Origin of the sequence: Reyranella sp., from assembly GCF_050185545.1 — a bacterium.
GTDB lineage: Bacteria > Pseudomonadota > Alphaproteobacteria > Reyranellales > Reyranellaceae > Reyranella.
In genome coordinates, this window is record NZ_JBFWZI010000110.1 from 1 (window position 1) to 17,021 (window position 17,021).

At 66.5% G+C, this 17,021-nt stretch carries 13 protein-coding genes; 6 read left to right on the plus strand and 7 right to left on the minus strand.

Annotated elements, in window-relative coordinates:
* Positions 1-185: 185 nt before the first annotated feature.
* A complete protein-coding gene (locus AB7O82_RS24405; protein ID WP_428620363.1) occupies positions 186-1,361 on the minus strand; it encodes an acyl-CoA dehydrogenase family protein in 1,176 nt (391 codons plus the stop codon).
* A 146-nt stretch (positions 1,362-1,507) separates the two neighbouring features.
* Between AB7O82_RS24405 and AB7O82_RS24410 the strand changes: the two genes are divergently transcribed.
* Entirely contained in the window at positions 1,508-2,488 is a 981-nt protein-coding gene (locus AB7O82_RS24410) for an AraC family transcriptional regulator (RefSeq protein ID WP_428545738.1), read from the plus strand.
* A 148-nt stretch (positions 2,489-2,636) separates the two neighbouring features.
* On the opposite strand, the gene AB7O82_RS24415 is transcribed toward AB7O82_RS24410, so the two are convergent.
* Genes AB7O82_RS24415 through AB7O82_RS24435 form a run of 5 tightly spaced genes read right to left on the minus strand, consistent with a single transcriptional unit; the run spans position 2,637 to position 7,999 of the window.
* A complete protein-coding gene (locus AB7O82_RS24415; RefSeq protein ID WP_428545735.1) occupies positions 2,637-3,389 on the minus strand; it encodes a glycerophosphodiester phosphodiesterase family protein in 753 nt (250 codons plus the stop codon).
* 11 nt (positions 3,390-3,400) lie between these two features.
* On the minus strand, positions 3,401-4,321 hold the full coding sequence (locus AB7O82_RS24420) for an ABC transporter permease subunit (protein ID WP_428545732.1): 921 nt from the start codon (positions 4,319-4,321) through the stop codon (positions 3,401-3,403).
* 1 nt (position 4,322) lies between these two features.
* On the minus strand, positions 4,323-5,234 hold the full coding sequence (locus AB7O82_RS24425; RefSeq protein ID WP_428545747.1) for an ABC transporter permease subunit: 912 nt from the start codon (positions 5,232-5,234) through the stop codon (positions 4,323-4,325).
* Between the two features lie 55 nt (positions 5,235-5,289).
* Positions 5,290-6,618: an extracellular solute-binding protein gene (locus AB7O82_RS24430; protein WP_428545729.1), complete on the minus strand. Its 1,329-nt coding sequence runs from the start codon at positions 6,616-6,618 to the stop codon at positions 5,290-5,292.
* 25 nt (positions 6,619-6,643) lie between these two features.
* Positions 6,644-7,999, minus strand: a complete 1,356-nt coding sequence (locus AB7O82_RS24435; RefSeq protein WP_428545726.1) for a sn-glycerol-1-phosphate dehydrogenase — start codon at positions 7,997-7,999, stop codon at positions 6,644-6,646.
* 133 nt (positions 8,000-8,132) lie between these two features.
* Between AB7O82_RS24435 and AB7O82_RS24440 the strand changes: the two genes are divergently transcribed.
* From AB7O82_RS24440 to AB7O82_RS24455, 4 genes are all read left to right on the plus strand, one after another.
* Positions 8,133-9,089, plus strand: a complete 957-nt coding sequence (locus tag AB7O82_RS24440; protein ID WP_428545723.1) for a sugar-binding transcriptional regulator — start codon at positions 8,133-8,135, stop codon at positions 9,087-9,089.
* A gap of 12 nt (positions 9,090-9,101) precedes the next feature.
* Positions 9,102-10,547: a xylulokinase gene (xylB, locus tag AB7O82_RS24445; protein ID WP_428545720.1), complete on the plus strand. Its 1,446-nt coding sequence runs from the start codon at positions 9,102-9,104 to the stop codon at positions 10,545-10,547.
* A gap of 175 nt (positions 10,548-10,722) precedes the next feature.
* Positions 10,723-12,267, plus strand: a complete 1,545-nt coding sequence (locus AB7O82_RS24450) for an alkaline phosphatase D family protein (RefSeq protein ID WP_428620365.1) — start codon at positions 10,723-10,725, stop codon at positions 12,265-12,267.
* 76 nt (positions 12,268-12,343) lie between these two features.
* Entirely contained in the window at positions 12,344-13,303 is a 960-nt protein-coding gene (locus AB7O82_RS24455; RefSeq protein ID WP_428545714.1) for an amidohydrolase family protein, read from the plus strand.
* A gap of 102 nt (positions 13,304-13,405) precedes the next feature.
* Here AB7O82_RS24455 and AB7O82_RS24460 read toward each other — a convergent pair whose 3' ends face one another.
* Complete coding sequence (locus AB7O82_RS24460; protein WP_428620366.1) at positions 13,406-14,326, minus strand: hypothetical protein; 921 nt, start codon at positions 14,324-14,326, stop codon at positions 13,406-13,408.
* 149 nt (positions 14,327-14,475) lie between these two features.
* Between AB7O82_RS24460 and AB7O82_RS24465 the strand changes: the two genes are divergently transcribed.
* A partial coding sequence (locus AB7O82_RS24465; protein WP_428620367.1) for an MMPL family transporter occupies positions 14,476-17,021 on the plus strand: 2,546 nt, incomplete at its 3' end.

The window sequence follows — 17,021 nt, forward strand, 5'->3', positions numbered from 1 at the left end:
TAGTTCAAGGTGGCCCTTTCAGAGGGGCGCCCCGCGGAATTCGCGGCGCAAACTGTGGAGAGCGAGCGGAATCTGGTACCTGGAAGAGGCGGCCACGAGGGTCTCGGTCGTTCCCCACTCTGACCGACCGCAAGGAGTCGAGCGGAGAATGAATGTGCCAAGATGCCTCCGACGGCGGCCTGCCATCAGCCCCAGCGCGGCTGCTCGCCGAGATCGATACCCAAGGCCGTCTTACCGACGATCTCGTGGACCAGCATCGAGTTGGCGGGATGAAAACGGCCACAACGGGCGTCACGGAAGAGGCGCTCGAGCTCGTTCGTCTTGTACATGCCGGCGCCGCCGGAGATCTCCATCGCGAGGTCGACGACCTTCCAGCATGCCTCGACAGCATGATGCTTGGCCGAAACGATCCGCGCCGGCCAGGTTGCGCCGTGATCGACACCGTCGCTCCACTCCCGGGCAACGTGGTCGAGATGCGGGCCGACGGAATCCATGCATAGGTTCATCTCGGCCACCACGTGCTGGACCTCCGGGTGGTATGCCATGGTCCGAGTGACGGCCATGGATTTCTTCGTCTTCACCGCGCCAACCGCCAGGTCGAAGGCGCGTTGCGCCACGCCGTAGTAGACATTGGCGAAGCCCATGAGCGCCCAGGCAAACGCGGTCACGATGAACGCGTCCGCGCCTCCGGCGGGCAGAATCCGCGCGACATACTTGTCGGGCACAAACGCGCCTTCGATCACGACGTCGTCGCTGCGGGTTCCGCGCATTCCGAGCGTGTCCCAGGTTTCGACGATCCGGTAACCCTTGGTGTCGCGCGGCATGAAGGCATGCACGACCCTCGGTCCACCTTCGGCGTCGGCCCAAAGCGCGTGCAGACCGTAGCGGGTCCAGACAGGCGCGAGGCTGCCGAACATCTTGTGTGCGCTCAAGCGGAAGCCGCCGTCGACCCGCTCCGCCTTGGCGGTCGACAGAAGTAGCGGAATGTCGTTGCCGCGCTCGCCATGTCCTGCCGCGAACACTTCGCCGGCCGCCGCCTCGCGAAGCATCCATTCCAACGACTTGTCGCCGGCGCGCCAGAGGTCGGCTGCCAGGCCCACCCAATAGACGTGCATGTTGATGCCCAGCGCGGTCGCCGGCGCATGGTAGGCGAGGCGTCGCTGCCATCTGCAGACATCGGCCAGCGACAGGCCCTGTCCCCCCAGCTCCTTCGGGATACTGATCGTCAGATAGCCGGCGTTCTTGAGGTCCTCGAAGTCCTCAAGGAAGAACCGGTTCTCCCGATCATACGTGGCGACGCGGGTCGAAAAGCCCTGCAACAGCTTGTCGGATAGAAGACCGCCTTCTATCATCATGTCCATGGTTGCCCCCTTGTCACGGTTAAGTATTAGCGACGCTAATCCATAATGGATGGTCGGCCCATGCTCGACCGTCGGTTTCTCTTGCCCGTTCAACCGGGAGCGACCGCCAGAGAGTCAAAGAGTACCTCCAACAAGGGCGCCAAACGATGGATGTACTCTCCGATGTGCTACGCGCCGTTCGCCTCACGGGAGCGCTCTACTTCGACATCGAAGCAAGTGCACCATGGGTTGGGGAGTCGCCCAGCACCGGCGAAATCGCCGCCGCGATCATGCCCGGCGCCGAGCACGTGATCTCCTTTCACGCCATCATCGCCGGTTCCTGCTGGGCAGCACTGGGCGACGGCTCCGGGACGTCGCTCCTCCTGAACGCCGGCGACGTGGTCGTCTTCCCGGGAGGCGCTTCGAATGTCCTGGGCTCCTCGCCCGGTATTCGGGGAAAGCCTGACTTGACCATGTACTACCGGCCGGTCGAAACCGATTTGCCCTTCACCGTGCTTACCGGTGGCGGAGGGAAGGAGCGCACGCGGGTCATCTGCGGCTACCTTGGATGCGACGTCCGCCCATTCAATCCCTTACTGTCCACCCTGCCCGCCGTGTTGTGCGTGCGAGCCCCGGCCGACAGCAGCGGCTGGGTCACCGATCTCTTTCGAGTTGCCCTGGCGGAGGGGGGCAGCAAGAGGGCTGGTACCGAAACCATCCTCGCCAAGTTGAGCGAGCTGATGTTCGTCGAGGTCCTGCGCCGCCATATCGAGACGCTTTCCGCGGACTCTTCCGGTTGGTTGTCGGGACTTCGCGATCCGCATATCGGTGCGGCCCTTCGCCTAATTCATGCGCGGCCTGCCGAGGACTGGACCCTTGAGCGCCTGGCACAGGGGATCGGCCTCTCCCGCAGCGTCTTCGCCAGCCGCTTTGCCGCCTATGTCGGAGTCTCTCCCATGCACTACGTGGCACGATGGCGCTTGCAGCTGGCAAGCCGGCTCCTCGAGCAACCGGGCATGAGCGTTGCCGAAGCCGGCTGTGAGGTGGGCTACGAGTCCGAAGCCGCCTTCAACCGCGCCTTCAAGAAGTTTATCGGTGTGCCGCCGGGCGAATGGCGCAAGCGACGCCAACCTTCTCCAGCGCAGTAGGCGATCAATTGTTCACAACGAAGTTCACGGATCTCGTCGGCTGCACGGTTCCAATCCAGCAGGCTGCAACCGAGGGTGGCTTGGCGCGACTGGCTTGACGTGCCGGTGCCTCTTCTCAATCTGGCGGAACCGGGTAGGCAATGCGCCCTCAAGCGGCCGGGTGCGCTTCTTTGCGCTGGGCGAGGGCGATGTCCGGCCGGTCCGTCGTGATCTGGCGAATCGGCCGGGCGAGCCAGATCGAAATTTCGTCGGCGTCGTTGGTGACCCAGGCGCCGAGACGGACTCCGCCCAACCGGTGCAGGCAGAGCGCGTAGCTGTCCATCAGCAAGCCCTTCTCCACGGCGACCAGGCAGTCTCCGATTGCCGCGAACCGGTCCAGCGCCGCCGGCAGGCCGCCCATGATCTCGGCCGAACGCCGATCGAGCGAAGCGAGGACGCGCTGGCGGGGTGACAGCCGGCGCACGGTTTCGAGGATCTCCGGCACGAAGCTGGTCAGGATCACGCGCTCCTGAAGCCTGAGCCGATCGATCAGAGTGAGAAGACGCCTCTCGAGCCCCTCATAGGGTCGCCCCAGGGCATCGGTCTTGATCTCGATATGCAGCTCGATCGAGCTGCCGGCAAAGATGTCGAGGACAGCCGCGAGGCCGGGAACACCGGCGCCACCGCCCTCGCGCAGCGGCGTCCTGGCAAGCTCGCGCCCGGTCCTGTCCGCCACGGCACCCGCGCCTTCCGTGGTGCGTTCGAGAGACGGATCGTGGATCACGACCATCTCGCCATCGCGCGCGAGGTGGACGTCGAATTCGACACCGTCGACCCCGAGGTCGCGCGTGCGGACGAAGCCGTCCAGGCTGTTCTCGGGCCAGAGATTTCGCGCCCCGCGATGTCCGATGACCAGCACCATGATCCGGCTTTCTACTTGCCGCTGTCGACCAGGCCCTTGACCAGCCAACGCTGCAGAGCAACGACGACGAGCGCGGGCGGCAGCATCACCAGCAGCGCGGCATTCATGGCAATGTTCCATGCAGGCTCCGCGTCCGACTGCGGGATCAGGTGTTTGAGCCCGATAATCGCGGTCGCCATGTCCCTCTCGGTGGTGAAGAGCAGCGGCCAGAGGTACTGGTTCCAGCCGTAGAGAAACAGGATGATCGACAGCGCCACCATGTTGGACACCGACAGCGGCAGCAGGACATGGCGGAAGAAGTGCATCGGCGAGGCACCGTCGATGCGCGCCGCCTCGCACAGCTCCTCGGGCACGGTGAGGAAGAACTGACGGAACAGGAAGGTGGCGGTAGCCGAGGCGATCAGCGGCAGGATCAGCCCGCCGTAGCTGTTCATCATGTTCCATTCCAGGGCAATCTCGATTCGCCGACCGGTCAGCGCCCCAAGCCAGCCGCCGACATCGAGCCAGTCGACTGCCCACTGCAGCGGCAGGGCGACGTTGGTAACCGCCTCGTAGGTCGGCAGGATGCGCACCTCGACCGGCAGCATCAGCGAGACGAAGATCAGCCAGAACGCCGTCATGCGATAGCGGAAGCGGAAGTACGAGATGGCGAAGGCCGAGAGCAGCGACACGGCGATCTTGCCGACCGCGATGCCTGCGGCCACGACCAGGGAATTGAACAGCAGCCGGCCGAGATTGCCCTTCTGCCACGCCGTCGCGGCATTTTCGAGGAACCGCCCGCCGGGCAGCCACGGTGGCGGTACGCTCAGGACGTCGCCCACCGTGTGCGAGCCGACGACGAAAGCGAAGTAGATCGGCAGGCAGACCAGCAGGCCGCCCAGGATCAGGAGCCCGTGGCAGGCGATGTCGAGACCGCGTGTGCGCTCGACCATGTCAGACGTCGTAGTTCACGTTCCGCTCGACGTAGCGGAACTGCAGCATTGTGAGGATCACGGCGAAGATCATCAGCAGCACCGACTGGGCGGCCGACGACCCAAGGTCGATATGCACGAAGCCGTCCTGATAGACCTTGTAGACCAGGATCATGGTGGCACCGCCGGGGCCGCCCTTGGTCACCGCGTCGACAATGGCAAAGGTCTCGAAGAAGCCGTAGACGAAGTTCATCACCAGCAGAAAGAACACCGTCGGGCCGATCATCGGCAGCGCGATCCTGAAGAACCGCAGGCCAGGGCCGGCGCCGTCGACGGCAGCTGCTTCCAGGAGCGAGGCAGGCACGGCGAGCAGCGCCGCGACCAGGAAGATGTAGTCGTAGCAGATGTGCTTCCAGGCGGCGGCGACCGTGACGAGCACGAAGGCATCGAAGCCGTTGCGCGCCGGATCCCAGGCAAGGCCGAGCGCCTTCAGCACATAAGTCAGCGGCCCGACATGGGCATTGAACAGGAAGGCCCACAGAATGCCCGCGATCACCGGCGCTATGGCGTAGGGCAGCAGCACGATACTGCGATAGAGCCCGCGACCGCGGATCACGCGGTCGGTCGCGAAGGCCAGCACACCCGCCACGGAAAGCGTGAGCAGGTTCTGGGCCAAGGTGAACCACACGGTGACCCAGACCGAGGAGCGATACTCGGGGCTGGCGAGCAGGGCGCGGAAATTGTCGAGCCAGACGAACTGGACGCTGGTGCCGAACGGGTCGGTGATGACGAACGCCTGGACCAGCGCGCGGACCGCGGGAATGAAGAAGAAGAGCAGGAGCACCAGGAGCTGCGGCAGAAGCAGCAGCAACGGCAGGCGCGAGTTGCGGTAATGGGCGCGCTTCAGCCCCGCCGTCCCGCCGGCCGACGCCATCCGTCGCCGGCGGGCGGCCCGAGGGGCCGCCGCCGGCAAGGCTTCCGCCGCAGCGCTAGTACTTGCCTGCATGCAGCTTCTCGAACTGCCGCAGGATCTCGTTGCCGCGGCGCACTGCATCATCGAGCGCCTCCTGCGGCGTCTTCTTGTTGGCCCACACGGCCTCCAGCTCCTGGCGCAGCGCGAAGGTCGACTGCGTGTAGTTGCCGAAATGGAAGCCCTGCGAATTGGCCGTCGGCGTACCGCGATTGAGCTGAAGGATCGCGATCTCGCGCGTCGGATTGGCCGTGTAGTAGCCCTCCTTCTTGGCCGTCTCATAGGCCCTGTTGGTGATCGGCACGTAGCCCGTCACCTTGCTCCACCACACTTGCAGGTCGGGGCTGGCGACGAAGGCCAGGAAATCGGCGACACCGTCGTAGTCCTCGGCCTTCTGGCCCTTCATCACCCAGAGGGTGGCGCCGCCGATGCTGCTGTTGCGCGGCGTCGCCCCTTTTTCCCAGGGCAGGTAGGTGGCGTTCCACTTGATCTTGGCGTTGCGTTCGACGCTGCCGTGCGCTGCCGTGGAGGCAAAGAAGGTCGCGCACTTCCCCGAAGTATAAAGCTGCTCGGGTGACAGACCCTGGCCGGCGATCTGCATGACTCCGTCGTCGATCCATTTCTTCAGGCGCTTCGTCTGCTCGACCACCCTGGTCTTGTTATAGACGAACACCGTGTCGAGCCCCTCGTAGCCGTTGGCCTTGGTGCCGAACGGCTGGTCGTTCACGGTGCTGTAGTTCTCGATCAGGCTCCAGAAGAAGTCGCCGGCGAGCGAGGAGCCGCATTCGGCGATGCCCTTGCTCTTGATCGCGTAGAGCTGCTTGTCCAGCTCTTGCCAGGTCGGCCCGGGTGCGGTGAAGCCTGCCTTCTCGAAATGCTCCTTGTTGTACCACAGGATGGGCGCCGAGGAGTTGAACGGCATGCTCATCAGCTTGCCCTTGTACTGGTAGTAGCTGGCGACCGGCCTGATGAAGTCGGCCCAGTCGATCCGCTTTTTCTTCTCGGTCATCAGATCCTGCACCGGCACGATGGCGTCGGACAGCAGCATGGTCATGAATCCACGCTCGTAGATCTGCACGATATGCGGCGCCTTCTTCGCGCGATAGGCGGCAATGGTGCCGTTGATGACCTCGTCGTAGTTGCCCTTGTTGGTGGCCACGACGGTATACCTGGCCTGCGAGGCGTTGTAGCGCTTGACGATCTCGTCGACGCGCTCACCCAGCACGCCGCCCATGGCGTGCCAGAACTGGATTTCGGTCCGCTGCTGGGCCGTCGACGGCGCAGCAAGACCCGCCAGCATCCCGGCGGCGAGCAGCCCGCCGACAAACGCCCGTTTCGTCTTGTCCATGGTGCCTCCCTTCGTGATCGTGCCCCTAGGCAAACGCCCGGGACTTCCTCCAGAAACCGTCGGTGGCGAACAGGTCGCTCACCATCGCATCCAGCCAGCCGAGCTCGTGCAGCACGTCGAGGCCGGTGAAGCGGCGCCGGATCAACCGCGCGCGCCTGTAATCCTGAGCATGCTTGGCGTCGGCGATGCCGATGGTCGCCGCGCTCGACGGCGCACCGGCCGCCTCGAGCCAGCGCCGTACCGTCTCGGCCGCCGGCAGGTTGCGCCGAAGCCATCCGGCAATGCGCGGCCAGCTTTCCTGCAGGCGCCGCAGGCGCGCCGCGACGACGCGCGGGCTGGCGACCTTGGCGGCCACCTCGACCTCGGCATTGGCCGCCATGAAGGGCAGGGGGAAAGACGCCGTTACGTCGGCCCGCAGCGCCGCTGCGGACGGCGTTCGATTGGCGAGCCCGGCAGGGTCGATCAACGAGACGTCCTGGCGCAGCAGCCATTCGTAGGCCGCCAGCATCGACAGGCAGCCGATGCCGACGCAGGCGCCGTGGGACACCGGCAGGCCGCCGACGGCGACCTCCTCCATTTCCCACAAATGGGCGAACTGATGGTCGCTGCCGCTGGCCGGCCGGGAATTGCCGTGGGCCTGCATGGCCAGCCCCGCGATGATCAAGCCGCGCATCAGCCCGTCGAGTGCGGCGGGCTCGCCCCGCCGCACTCCGGCCGGCTCGCCGAGCCAGCCGGCCAGATTGTCCTGCACCATGGCGAACGGTCCGGGATTGAGCGCTTCGACGCCGAGCGCATCGGCCAGTATCCAGTCGGCGCCGGCCACCAGCTTGCCGGCGAGGTCGCCGTATCCCCAGCCGGCCATGGGCTTCGGCGCCGTCGCGATCACGTCCAGATCGGCGACGATGGCGACCGGCGCCGCGCAGGCAAAGGTGCGCTTGAAGCCGCCCTCGCGCAGGGCCGCGCCGGAGGCGGCGTAGCCGTCCATCGACGCGGCGGTCGGCACGCAGACATAGGGCGTGCCGGCAAGCTCGGCGGCGTACTTGACCAGGTCGTTGATGACGCCGGCGCCGACCGCGATCGGGAGCGCGGCAGCGGACTGGATCGCCTTTGCCAGGTCCTGCGCCGTCTCCGCGCTCGCCTTCACCCGCGGCTGGCCGCTCAGCACGATGGGATCGGCGGCGGCGAGGTCGTCCGCAGCCAGCAGCGCGGCCGTTCGTCGGCCCGCCGCCTTCCAGGTCTGGTCGTCGGCGATCACGAGATAGCGCGCCGCCGGCGCTGCCTGCCGCAGGACGCCGGGCATGGCGCCAAGGCCGCCCGCCGCGATTCGCACGTCGCGCGTGGTCGATGCCACTCGAAGCGCCGCCGCCAGCTGTCCGTCCATCTCCAGTCCGTCTTGACCGGAGGAATGAATACCAATTCGGAGAACATTTGTATATGATACGATACAAATGTTTATAGAGTATGACGGTCGACAGCCGGGGACGGGCGAGTGCCCGGAGGAGGGCAGGCGACGGATGTCGGAGGATGACGAGCAGCTGCGCGTGCGCGTGGCCTGGCTCTATTTCATGGAAGGGCTCACCCAGGCCGACATTGCCGGGAAGCTCGGCATCACCCGCCTGCGCGCCAACCGGCTGCTGGGCGAGGCGCGGGCGAGCGGCCTGGTCAACATCCAGGTCAATGCCCGTCTCGCCGACTGCGTCGAGCTGGAACGCCGGCTGGTCCAGGAGACCGGGCTCCGTGACGCCGTGGTGGTGCCGACTCCGACCGATCAGGACCAGATCGCGGTCGTGCTGGGGCGCGCCACCGCCGAGTATCTCGGGCGCCATCTCGGCGAGGCCCGTGTGCGCGGCGTCGGCATCGGCTGGGGCACCACCTTGCGCGAGACGATCCGCCATTTGCGCGCCAGCAATTTCGCCGAGCTCAGCATCAATTCCATGATGGGCGGTCTCACGCGCGGGCTGGAGCTCAACACGTTCGAGATCGCCAGCGAGCTCGCCCGCCGCATCAACGGGCAATGCAACTACCTGGCCGCGCCGATCTACGCCGGGAGCCCGCGCTCGCGCGACACCATCCTCGACCAGGACGTGTTCCAGGAGACCTTTCAGCGGCTGGCGACCAACGACGTCGCCCTGCTGAGCGTCGGCGATCTCAGCCGGCGCTCGCTGCTCATCCGCTACGGCCTGCCACGCGACGTGACCGTCGAATCGCTGCGCGCCGCCGGCGCCGTCGGCGACATCATGGGCACCTTCCTCGATCCGTGGGGCAAGCCCGTGAGGCACGCGCTGAACCGGCGCGTGATCGCCGCTCCCGTCGAGATGCTGCGCGACATTGCGACCGTCATCGTCGCCTCGGGCGGACTCAACAAGACGGCGATCCTGGCGGGCGTGCTGCGCGCCAGGCTGTGCTCGGTGCTGGTGATCGATGAGGCGGCGGCCCGCGCCGTCCTCGGCATTCTGCGCGGCACGGGTTGATCGGCGCCGGCGATGTATCTCGGGATCGACATCGGCACCTCGAGCGTCAAGGCCGTCATCATGGACGACCACGACCTGCCGGTGGCCACGGCGTCGGTGCCGCTTGCCCTGTCTCTGCCCCGTCCGTTGTGGTGCGAGCAGGCGCCGGAAGGCTGGTGGCAGGCGGTCGTCGACAGCCTCGACGCCCTCGCCAACCAGGCGCCGACGGCAATGGCCGCGGTTCGCGGCATCGGCCTGTCAGGCCAGATGCTCGGCGTCACCCTGCTCGATGCGAGCGATACGCCGATCCGGCCGGCGCTGCTGTGGAACGACGGCCGCGCGTCGGCCGAATGCGCCGACCTGCACGCGCGCTTCGAGGATTTCGCCGACATCGTCGGCTGCCGCGCCATGCCGGGCTTCCCGGCGCCGAAACTGTTGTGGCTGGCGCGGCATGAGCCCGCCGCCCTGGCGCGTGCGCGACGCATCCTGCTGACCAAGGATTACATCCGCCTGCGCCTGACGGGAGAGGCGATCAGCGACCGCGCCGATGCCTCCGCGACACTCCTGATGGAAACGGTGCGAGCGGAGTGGCACGACGGCATCCTGGCAGCCTGCGGCGTCGACCACGGGCAGCTGCCGCGCCTGGTCGACAGCACCGAAGTCTCGGGCACGTTGCGCGGCTCTCTCACCGGTCGCTGGCACCTGCCGTCGGGAACGCCGGTGGCAGGTGGCGGCGGCGACAACATGTGCGCGGGCGTCGGCGTGGGTGCGGTGCAGGCCGGCTCGGCCTACATCAGCCTCGGGACGTCGGGGGTGTATTTCGCCGCCAACGACCGGTTCGTCCCGGCGCACGGCGGCGGCATGCATACCCATCGTCACGCGGTGCCCGGCCTCTACTGCCAGCACGCCGTCGTGCTGAGCGCCGGCGCCGCCCTCGCGTGGATTGCCGGTCTGCTCGGACGTGACATAGCGGGGCTGATTGCCGAGCTCGAAGCGCAAAGCCTCTCAACGGACGCTACCCCCGTCTTCACGCCCTATCTTGCGGGCGAGCGCACGCCACACGACAATCCTCTGCTGACCGCCACGTTTTCACGCCTGACCCACATGACAGGGCCACTTCATCTCGTGCAAGCCGTCCTTGAAGGGGTGGCTTTGGCCATGGCCGATGGTCACGCCGCGCTCGCTGCCTCGGGCGCCCGGATCGATCGGATCTTCCTGACCGGCGGCGGGGCACGTAGCGCATTGTGGGCGCGCCTGGTTGCAGCAGCGATCGGCCAGCCGCTTCATCTCGCCGCCGAACAGCGCTCCGGCCCCGCGATCGGCGCGGCACGCCTGGCGCGCGCGGCCATCGGCGGGCCGTTGATCGCTGCGGCGCCTCGAGTTCCGGCATCGGTCGTTTCGGTCGATGCGCGGCTCGCCGAACAGCTCGACCGCAAGCGATCACTGTTCCACGGCCAGGTGCAGGGCGTTCGCATATGACAAAAAAGCCGTCATTTCGACCGGAGCCGCGGACAACGCGGCGTAGTGGAGGGACCTTTCTAATTGGAGCAACAGCAAGAAAGGTCCCTCGACTGCGCCGTCCTTCGGGGGGCTCCGTTCGGGATGACGATGTATTTTGCCATGTGTCCTGCGGTCTAGCGGGAGCGACCGCGACATGAGCCTCCGGATTCAGCGCCGTCGCTTCCTCGGCGGAGCCCTGGCCGCCACCACGATCGCCTGTCCGATCGGTGTCGTGCGCAGCGAGCCGCTCGCCTTCAGGGACGACCCCTTCGCGCTGGGCGTCGCCTCCGGCAGTCCACGCGAGACCAGCGTCGTGCTGTGGACGCGCCTCGCACCGCGCCCGCTGGAAGGCGGTGGCATGCCGGACCAGCCGGTCGCCGTCGATTGGCAAGTGGCGGAAGACGACAGGTTTGCACGCCTTGCCGCGCAAGGCACCGAGCAGGCCGTTCCTGCCCTGGGTCACGCCGTACATATCCAGGCCAGGGGGCTGCGCCCCGGCCGGCACTACTGGTATCGCTTCCGCGCCGGCAGGGCCTCGAGCCCGATCGGCCGCACGATGACGGCGCCGGCGGCGGGCAGTTCGCCCGCGCGATTCCGCTTCGCCTTCGCCTCGTGCCAGCAATACGAGCAGGGCTACTTCGCCGCCTATCGCGACATGGCGGCGCGCGACCTCGATCTCGTCGTTCATCTCGGCGACTACATCTACGAGAAGTCGTGGGGGTCGCGACTGGTGCGCCACCACGAGGTCGGCATCCCAACGACCCTGTCCGAGTTCCGCGACCGCTACGCGCTCTACAAGCTCGACCCGGATCTGCAGGCCGCCCATGCTGCATTCCCGTGGCTGGCGATCTGGGACGACCACGAGGTCGCCGACGACTACGCCGACGATCGCTCCTACACGACGCGCGATCCGGCGCAGTTCATGAAGATCCGCGCGGCTGCCTACCAGGCCTACTACGAGCACCTGCCGCTGCCTCCCTCCGCCCGCCCGCGCGGCCCCTTCGCCACGATCTACGAGCGCTACCGCTTCGGCGATCTGCTCGACGTGATGCTGCTCGACGATCGGCAGTATCGCTCCGCTCCCGCCTGCGTTGGCGGCGGCCGCCCGACCACCGTGCCGGACTGTTCCGAGCGCACGCTCGAGGCACGGAGCATGCTCGGCCAGCAGCAGGAGGCATGGCTCGATCGGCAGCTCGGTTCGGCTCGGGCACGCTGGACCATTGTCGCCCAGCAGACGCTGATGGCCGAGCTCGCGCGCCAGGCGGAGGAGGGGCAGCGGTTCTGGATGGACGGTTGGGACGGCTACCCCAATGCGCGCCGCCGCCTGCTCGACTCGATCGCTGCGCACAAGCCCGCCAACCCGGTGGTCATCGGCGGCGATCGACATGCATTCTTCGTCGCCGACCTCAGGCACGACTTCGGCCCGGCCCGTGAGCCGGTCATCGCCAGCGAATTCGTCGGCACGTCGATCACCTCCCAGGGTCCGGGTGAGGCCAGCATCCGCGGCGCACTCAAGGCCAATCCTCATGTCAAGTTTGCCCGCGGCGACAAGCGCGGCTATGCGACGGCCGATCTTACACCGGCGCTGTGCACGATCGGCTTCGAAGCGCTGGCCGATGAGAAGCGGAAGGACAGCACCGTCGGCCGGCTGGCGACCTTCGTGGTCGAGGACGGCGTGGCGGGGGCGAAGCCCGCGTGACCCGATCGCCGGTCGACATGGCTCTTCGGCCCGAGGGCTGGCCCTTGGCCTGCAATGCGAAGACGCGGAGAAAGCGATGATGAAGACCATCAGCGGCGACTGGAACGACGCGCCGGGCGCGGTCACTCTCATCGACGCTCACCACCATCTCTGGGACCTGAAGGCGAACCGCTATCCTTTCCTCACCGACGCGCCGGAGCCGCACTTTTTTCTGGGCACGTACGATGCGATCCGGCGCAACTACCTGCCGGAAGACTATCTGCGCGACTCCCGCGCCCACAACGTGCTGACGACGGTGCATTGCGAAGCCGAGATGGATCGCGCCCAGCAGGTTGCCGAAACCCGGTGGCTGACCGAGATCAACCGGCGTCACGGCTTTCCGGGTGCCATCGTCGGTCATGCCTGGTTCCACACCGAGAATGCGGAAGAAATCATAGCGGCGCAGTCGCAGTTTCCCCTGATGCGGGGGATCCGGTCGAAGCCGGTGACGGCTTCTCGCCCCGATGCCATGACTCCGGGAGCGCCCGGCACGATGCAGGACGACAAGTGGCTGCGCGGATTTGCCCTGCTCGAGAAATACGGGCTGTCCTGGGATCTTCGCGTGCCTTACTGGCACCTCGCCGAGGCGGCCGACGTTGCGCGCCAGTTCCCTCGCACGCCGATCGTGCTCAACCATACCGGCTTTCCCTGGGACCGCAGCGAAGACGGCCTCGCCGCCTGGCGCCGCGGCATGCAGGCAGTGGCGCGGCAGCCGAACGTTCACGTCAAGGTCTCCGAGTTCGGCCTCAAGGACGCTGCCTGGGACTACGAGTCCAATCGCCGTGTCGTCCTGGAAGCCATCGCGATCTTCGGGATCGAGCGATGCATCTTCGCCAGCAATTTTCCGGTCGCCGGCTTGCGGATCGACTACGACACCCTCGTTCTGTGCATCGACCGCATGCTCGCGGGTCATTCGCAGCCCGACCGGGACCGCTTTTTCTGGAAGAACGCCGCGTCGTTCTACCGGCTTTCGCTGCCACCGGGTGCCTCCGGCTAGAGCGGGATGTTCTCACCGCGTTCATGCACTTCCGGACCGCGGGCGTCACCCCCCCACATGCACATTTATAAAGATCGGGCGATACGTCCGCCGTCCGGAAGATCATGATACCACATCCCACCGCCCCGCGGCCCCGCGGCTCGGGTATGCCCCGTACAGCGGTGGCAAAGGGCCTGGCCTGGTTTCCACCTCCGCCCGTCTGCCCCACAGGCGCAGCGCCTTGAGAGCGACGTCCGTCAGTTGCGGCAGGAAGCTGGGGCGCAGCAATTCCTGGTCGAAGACGCTCATGCGCCGACTGTTCTCGCTGTAGCAGTCTTCGAGGAAGCGCCGGAAATTGAAGTCATCGAGGAACGTGCTGACCTGGATGGCCGCCAGGGTCTTTCCGTCATTCGCCTCCTTGCCGCGACGCGCCATCCTGGCCATGCGGCGCACCGCCCGCAGGTAGTAGCGCATGCTGACCAGCGGCGAGGCCGCCCGTGCAAGCCAGCCCCTGCGGGCTTCCGTGTAGGCCATCCAGTTTATGAAGAAGACGATGTGGCGGGTTTCCTCGTACATCAACGTCGAGAAGATCTGCATGATCTCCTTGGGGAGGAATTCGGACTGCCACGCGATCTTGAACAGGCCGAAGCCCACGAACGAGTCGAGACATTCGCCGAAGCCGAAATCCTTGAAGCTGGTCTCGATGTTCGAGCCGAGATCCTCGATCGGCCGTTCCGGTGCGTCGAGACCGTACCTGTCTCGCATCACGCGGATCAGGTTCGCATGCCGGGTCTCCTCCTCGCCCTGCAGGGCCAGCGCCGCCTTCAGGACCGGATCGGTGACAGTCGCGGTGAAGGCTGCGACGATCGCCCCGGCGCGGCGCTCGGCATAGAAGACCTCCTCCCAGAAGGGCACCTGCCGCAGGCGGTGCAAGGCGGCGTCGTCCAGGACAGGCCACGGCAGCGTCTCTGGATCGTAGTCGATATAGGTCTGCTCGAAGTGCGAGCAGAAAGCATCGCGATGCTCCAGCGAACCGATTTTCATGCCAGGCAACCCCCTTCACCATTCATTCAAGGTCACGATTCTGGCTTTGTCCATTCACAGTCAGCCCGCCAAAGGCATAGGGTTGCAAATTCGGCAAGTGCACCTATTGGTTTCCTGCCAACTCACGCACCAATCCACGAGGCACCTTTTTGTCCACTGGCACGTCGCTGATCGGACGCATTGTCGCGGTCAGCATCCGGCACTCCCTTCTCGTGCTGGTTGCCGCGCTCGCGCTCACGGCGGCAGCCGTTGTCTACATGGCCCGAAATTTCGCCATGACCGCCGAGACCAGTCAGTTGATCTCGCCCACGCTGGATTGGCGCAAGCGTGGCATCGAGTTCGACAAGGCATTCCCGCAGCTGCAGGGCCTGACCATGATCGTGGTCGACGGTGTGACGCCGGAGCTTGCCGACGACGGGGCCAGGCGGCTGGCCGCGGCGCTGCGCCAGCAACCCGATCTTTTTCACAATGTACGCCAGCCGGATGGCGGCCGGTTCTTCGAGCGCAACGGCCTGCTGCTGTTGTCCATCAATGACGTCAGGTCGCTGACCGACGCCCTGATCACGGTGCAGCCGCTCCTGTCGGCGCTCGCCTCCGATCCCAGCCTGGTCGGGGTGATGAAGATGCTCAACGTCGTCCTGAACGGCATCCGGGATGGCAACGCAAAGCTCCTGGACATCGAGCCCCAGCTCACGGCGCTGTCGTCGACTTTCGAGAAGGCGGTGGCAGGAGAGCCTGCCTACTTTTCCTGGCGGACACTCGTCACCAACAATGCGGTCGTTCCGCGCGATACACGACGGCTCATCCTCGTGCAGCCCGAGATGGATTACAGCCAGTTGCGGCCCGGCCAGCGCGCGAGCGATGCCATTCGCGCGGCGGCGCGATCGCTGGGACTAGATCCTGCCCATGGCGTAACCGTGCGCCTCACCGGCCAGGTGCCGTTGGCGGACGAGGAGTTCGGCTCGCTGGCCGACGATGCGGGCCTGATCACGGCTGCCATGGCTGCGGCGCTTCTGGGAATCCTGTGGCTGGCCGTCCGGTCCACCCGCATCACGATCGCGATCCTGGTCACCACGCTGATCGGCCTGCTCATGACGGCAGCCATCGGACTGCTTGCCGTCGGCCGCTTCAACCTCATCTCCGTCGCCTTCATTCCGCTGTTCGTCGGCCTCGGCGTCGACTTCAGCATCCAGTTCAGCGTGCGCAGTCTCGCCGAGCGGCTTGTCCGGCCGAACCTCGCGGCGGCGCTCGTTGCGACCGGCACGGCCATCGGCAAGGCACTGGCCTTGTCGGCCGCGGCCATCGGCGCGGGCTTCTTCGCCTTCCTCCCGACCAGCTATCTCGGCGTGGCCGAGCTCGGAACCATTGCGGGCCTCGGCATGATCGTCGCCTTCGCGCTGACCATTGTCCTGCTGCCGGCGTTCCTGGTCCTGGTGCGCGCGCCGCAAGCCGGGATGAAGGAGGTGGGCTTCACCATGCTGGCGCCGGTCGACGATTTCGTGCGTCGCCATCGCCGCGCCGTGCTCCTCGGGGCGTTCCTCGCCGGAATCGCGGCCTGTGCCCTGCTGCCATTGCTGCGTTTCGACTTCAATCCGCTCAACCTCAAGAGCCCCAAGGTCGAGTCGATGGCGACACTGCGGGACCTTCGGCACGATCCCGACTGGAGCCTCGATACCATCAATGTTCTCGCGCCATCGCTTGCCGACGCGGCGCCGCTGGCGCGCCGGCTGGCCGCTCTGCCTGAAGTGTCCCGCGTCGTAAGCCTCAACACCTTCCTGCCCGAGCAGCAGAAGGAAAAGCTGGTGCTGATCGGCGACGCCGTGGATGCGGTCGCACCCGTTCTCGACGTGGAGCCCGCCAAGCCGGCAACGGACGCCGAGTTGCAGCAGAGACTTGGCTCGACAGCAACCGCGTTGCGGCAAGCCGCGGCGCACAGCCCGGACGCGGCGGCCGCCGCCTCGGCCCGACGCCTGGCCGACGTGCTCGACCGTCTCAGGGCCGCCACGCCGGAGGTTCGTGCCGCCGCCGCGTCGGCCGTGGTAACACCGCTCGAGATCATGCTCGACCAGGTGCGCGCCGAGCTGACGGCCCGCCCGATCTCGATCGAGAACCTGCCGCACGAGCTCATAGCCGACTGGACGGCGGTGGATGCGCGCGCCCGGCTGCTCGTCTTGCCGAAGGACGATCGCGACAACGCCGCCCTTCGCCGTTTCGCGCAGGCGGTCCAGTCGGTTGCGCCGGATGCGACCGGCTGGCCGATATCCACGGCCGCATCGGGCGCGAGCATCGTCCATGCGTTTCTGCAGGCGGGGGCCTACTCCTTCCTGGCCATTGTGGCGCTGCTGGCCGCGGTCTTGCGCCGGGCGCGCGACGTCGTGCTCACCATGCTGCCCGTCGTGTTGAGCGGCCTTCTGACATTCGGCACGTGTGCGGCCCTCGACCTGCCGCTGAATTTCACCAACATCATTGCCTTGCCGTTGCTGTTCGGCGTCGGCGTCGCCTTCAACATCTACTTCGTGCTCGCCTGGCGCGCCGGCGAGACGGCCATGCTGCAATCGAGCCTGATGCGGGCCGTGGTCTTCAGCGCCCTGACGACGGCGACGGCCTTTGGCGCGCTTTGGCTGTCGAGCCATCCCGGTACCGCCAGCATGGGCCGGCTGCTGATGATCTCGCTCGCCTGGGAGCTGCTCGTCAC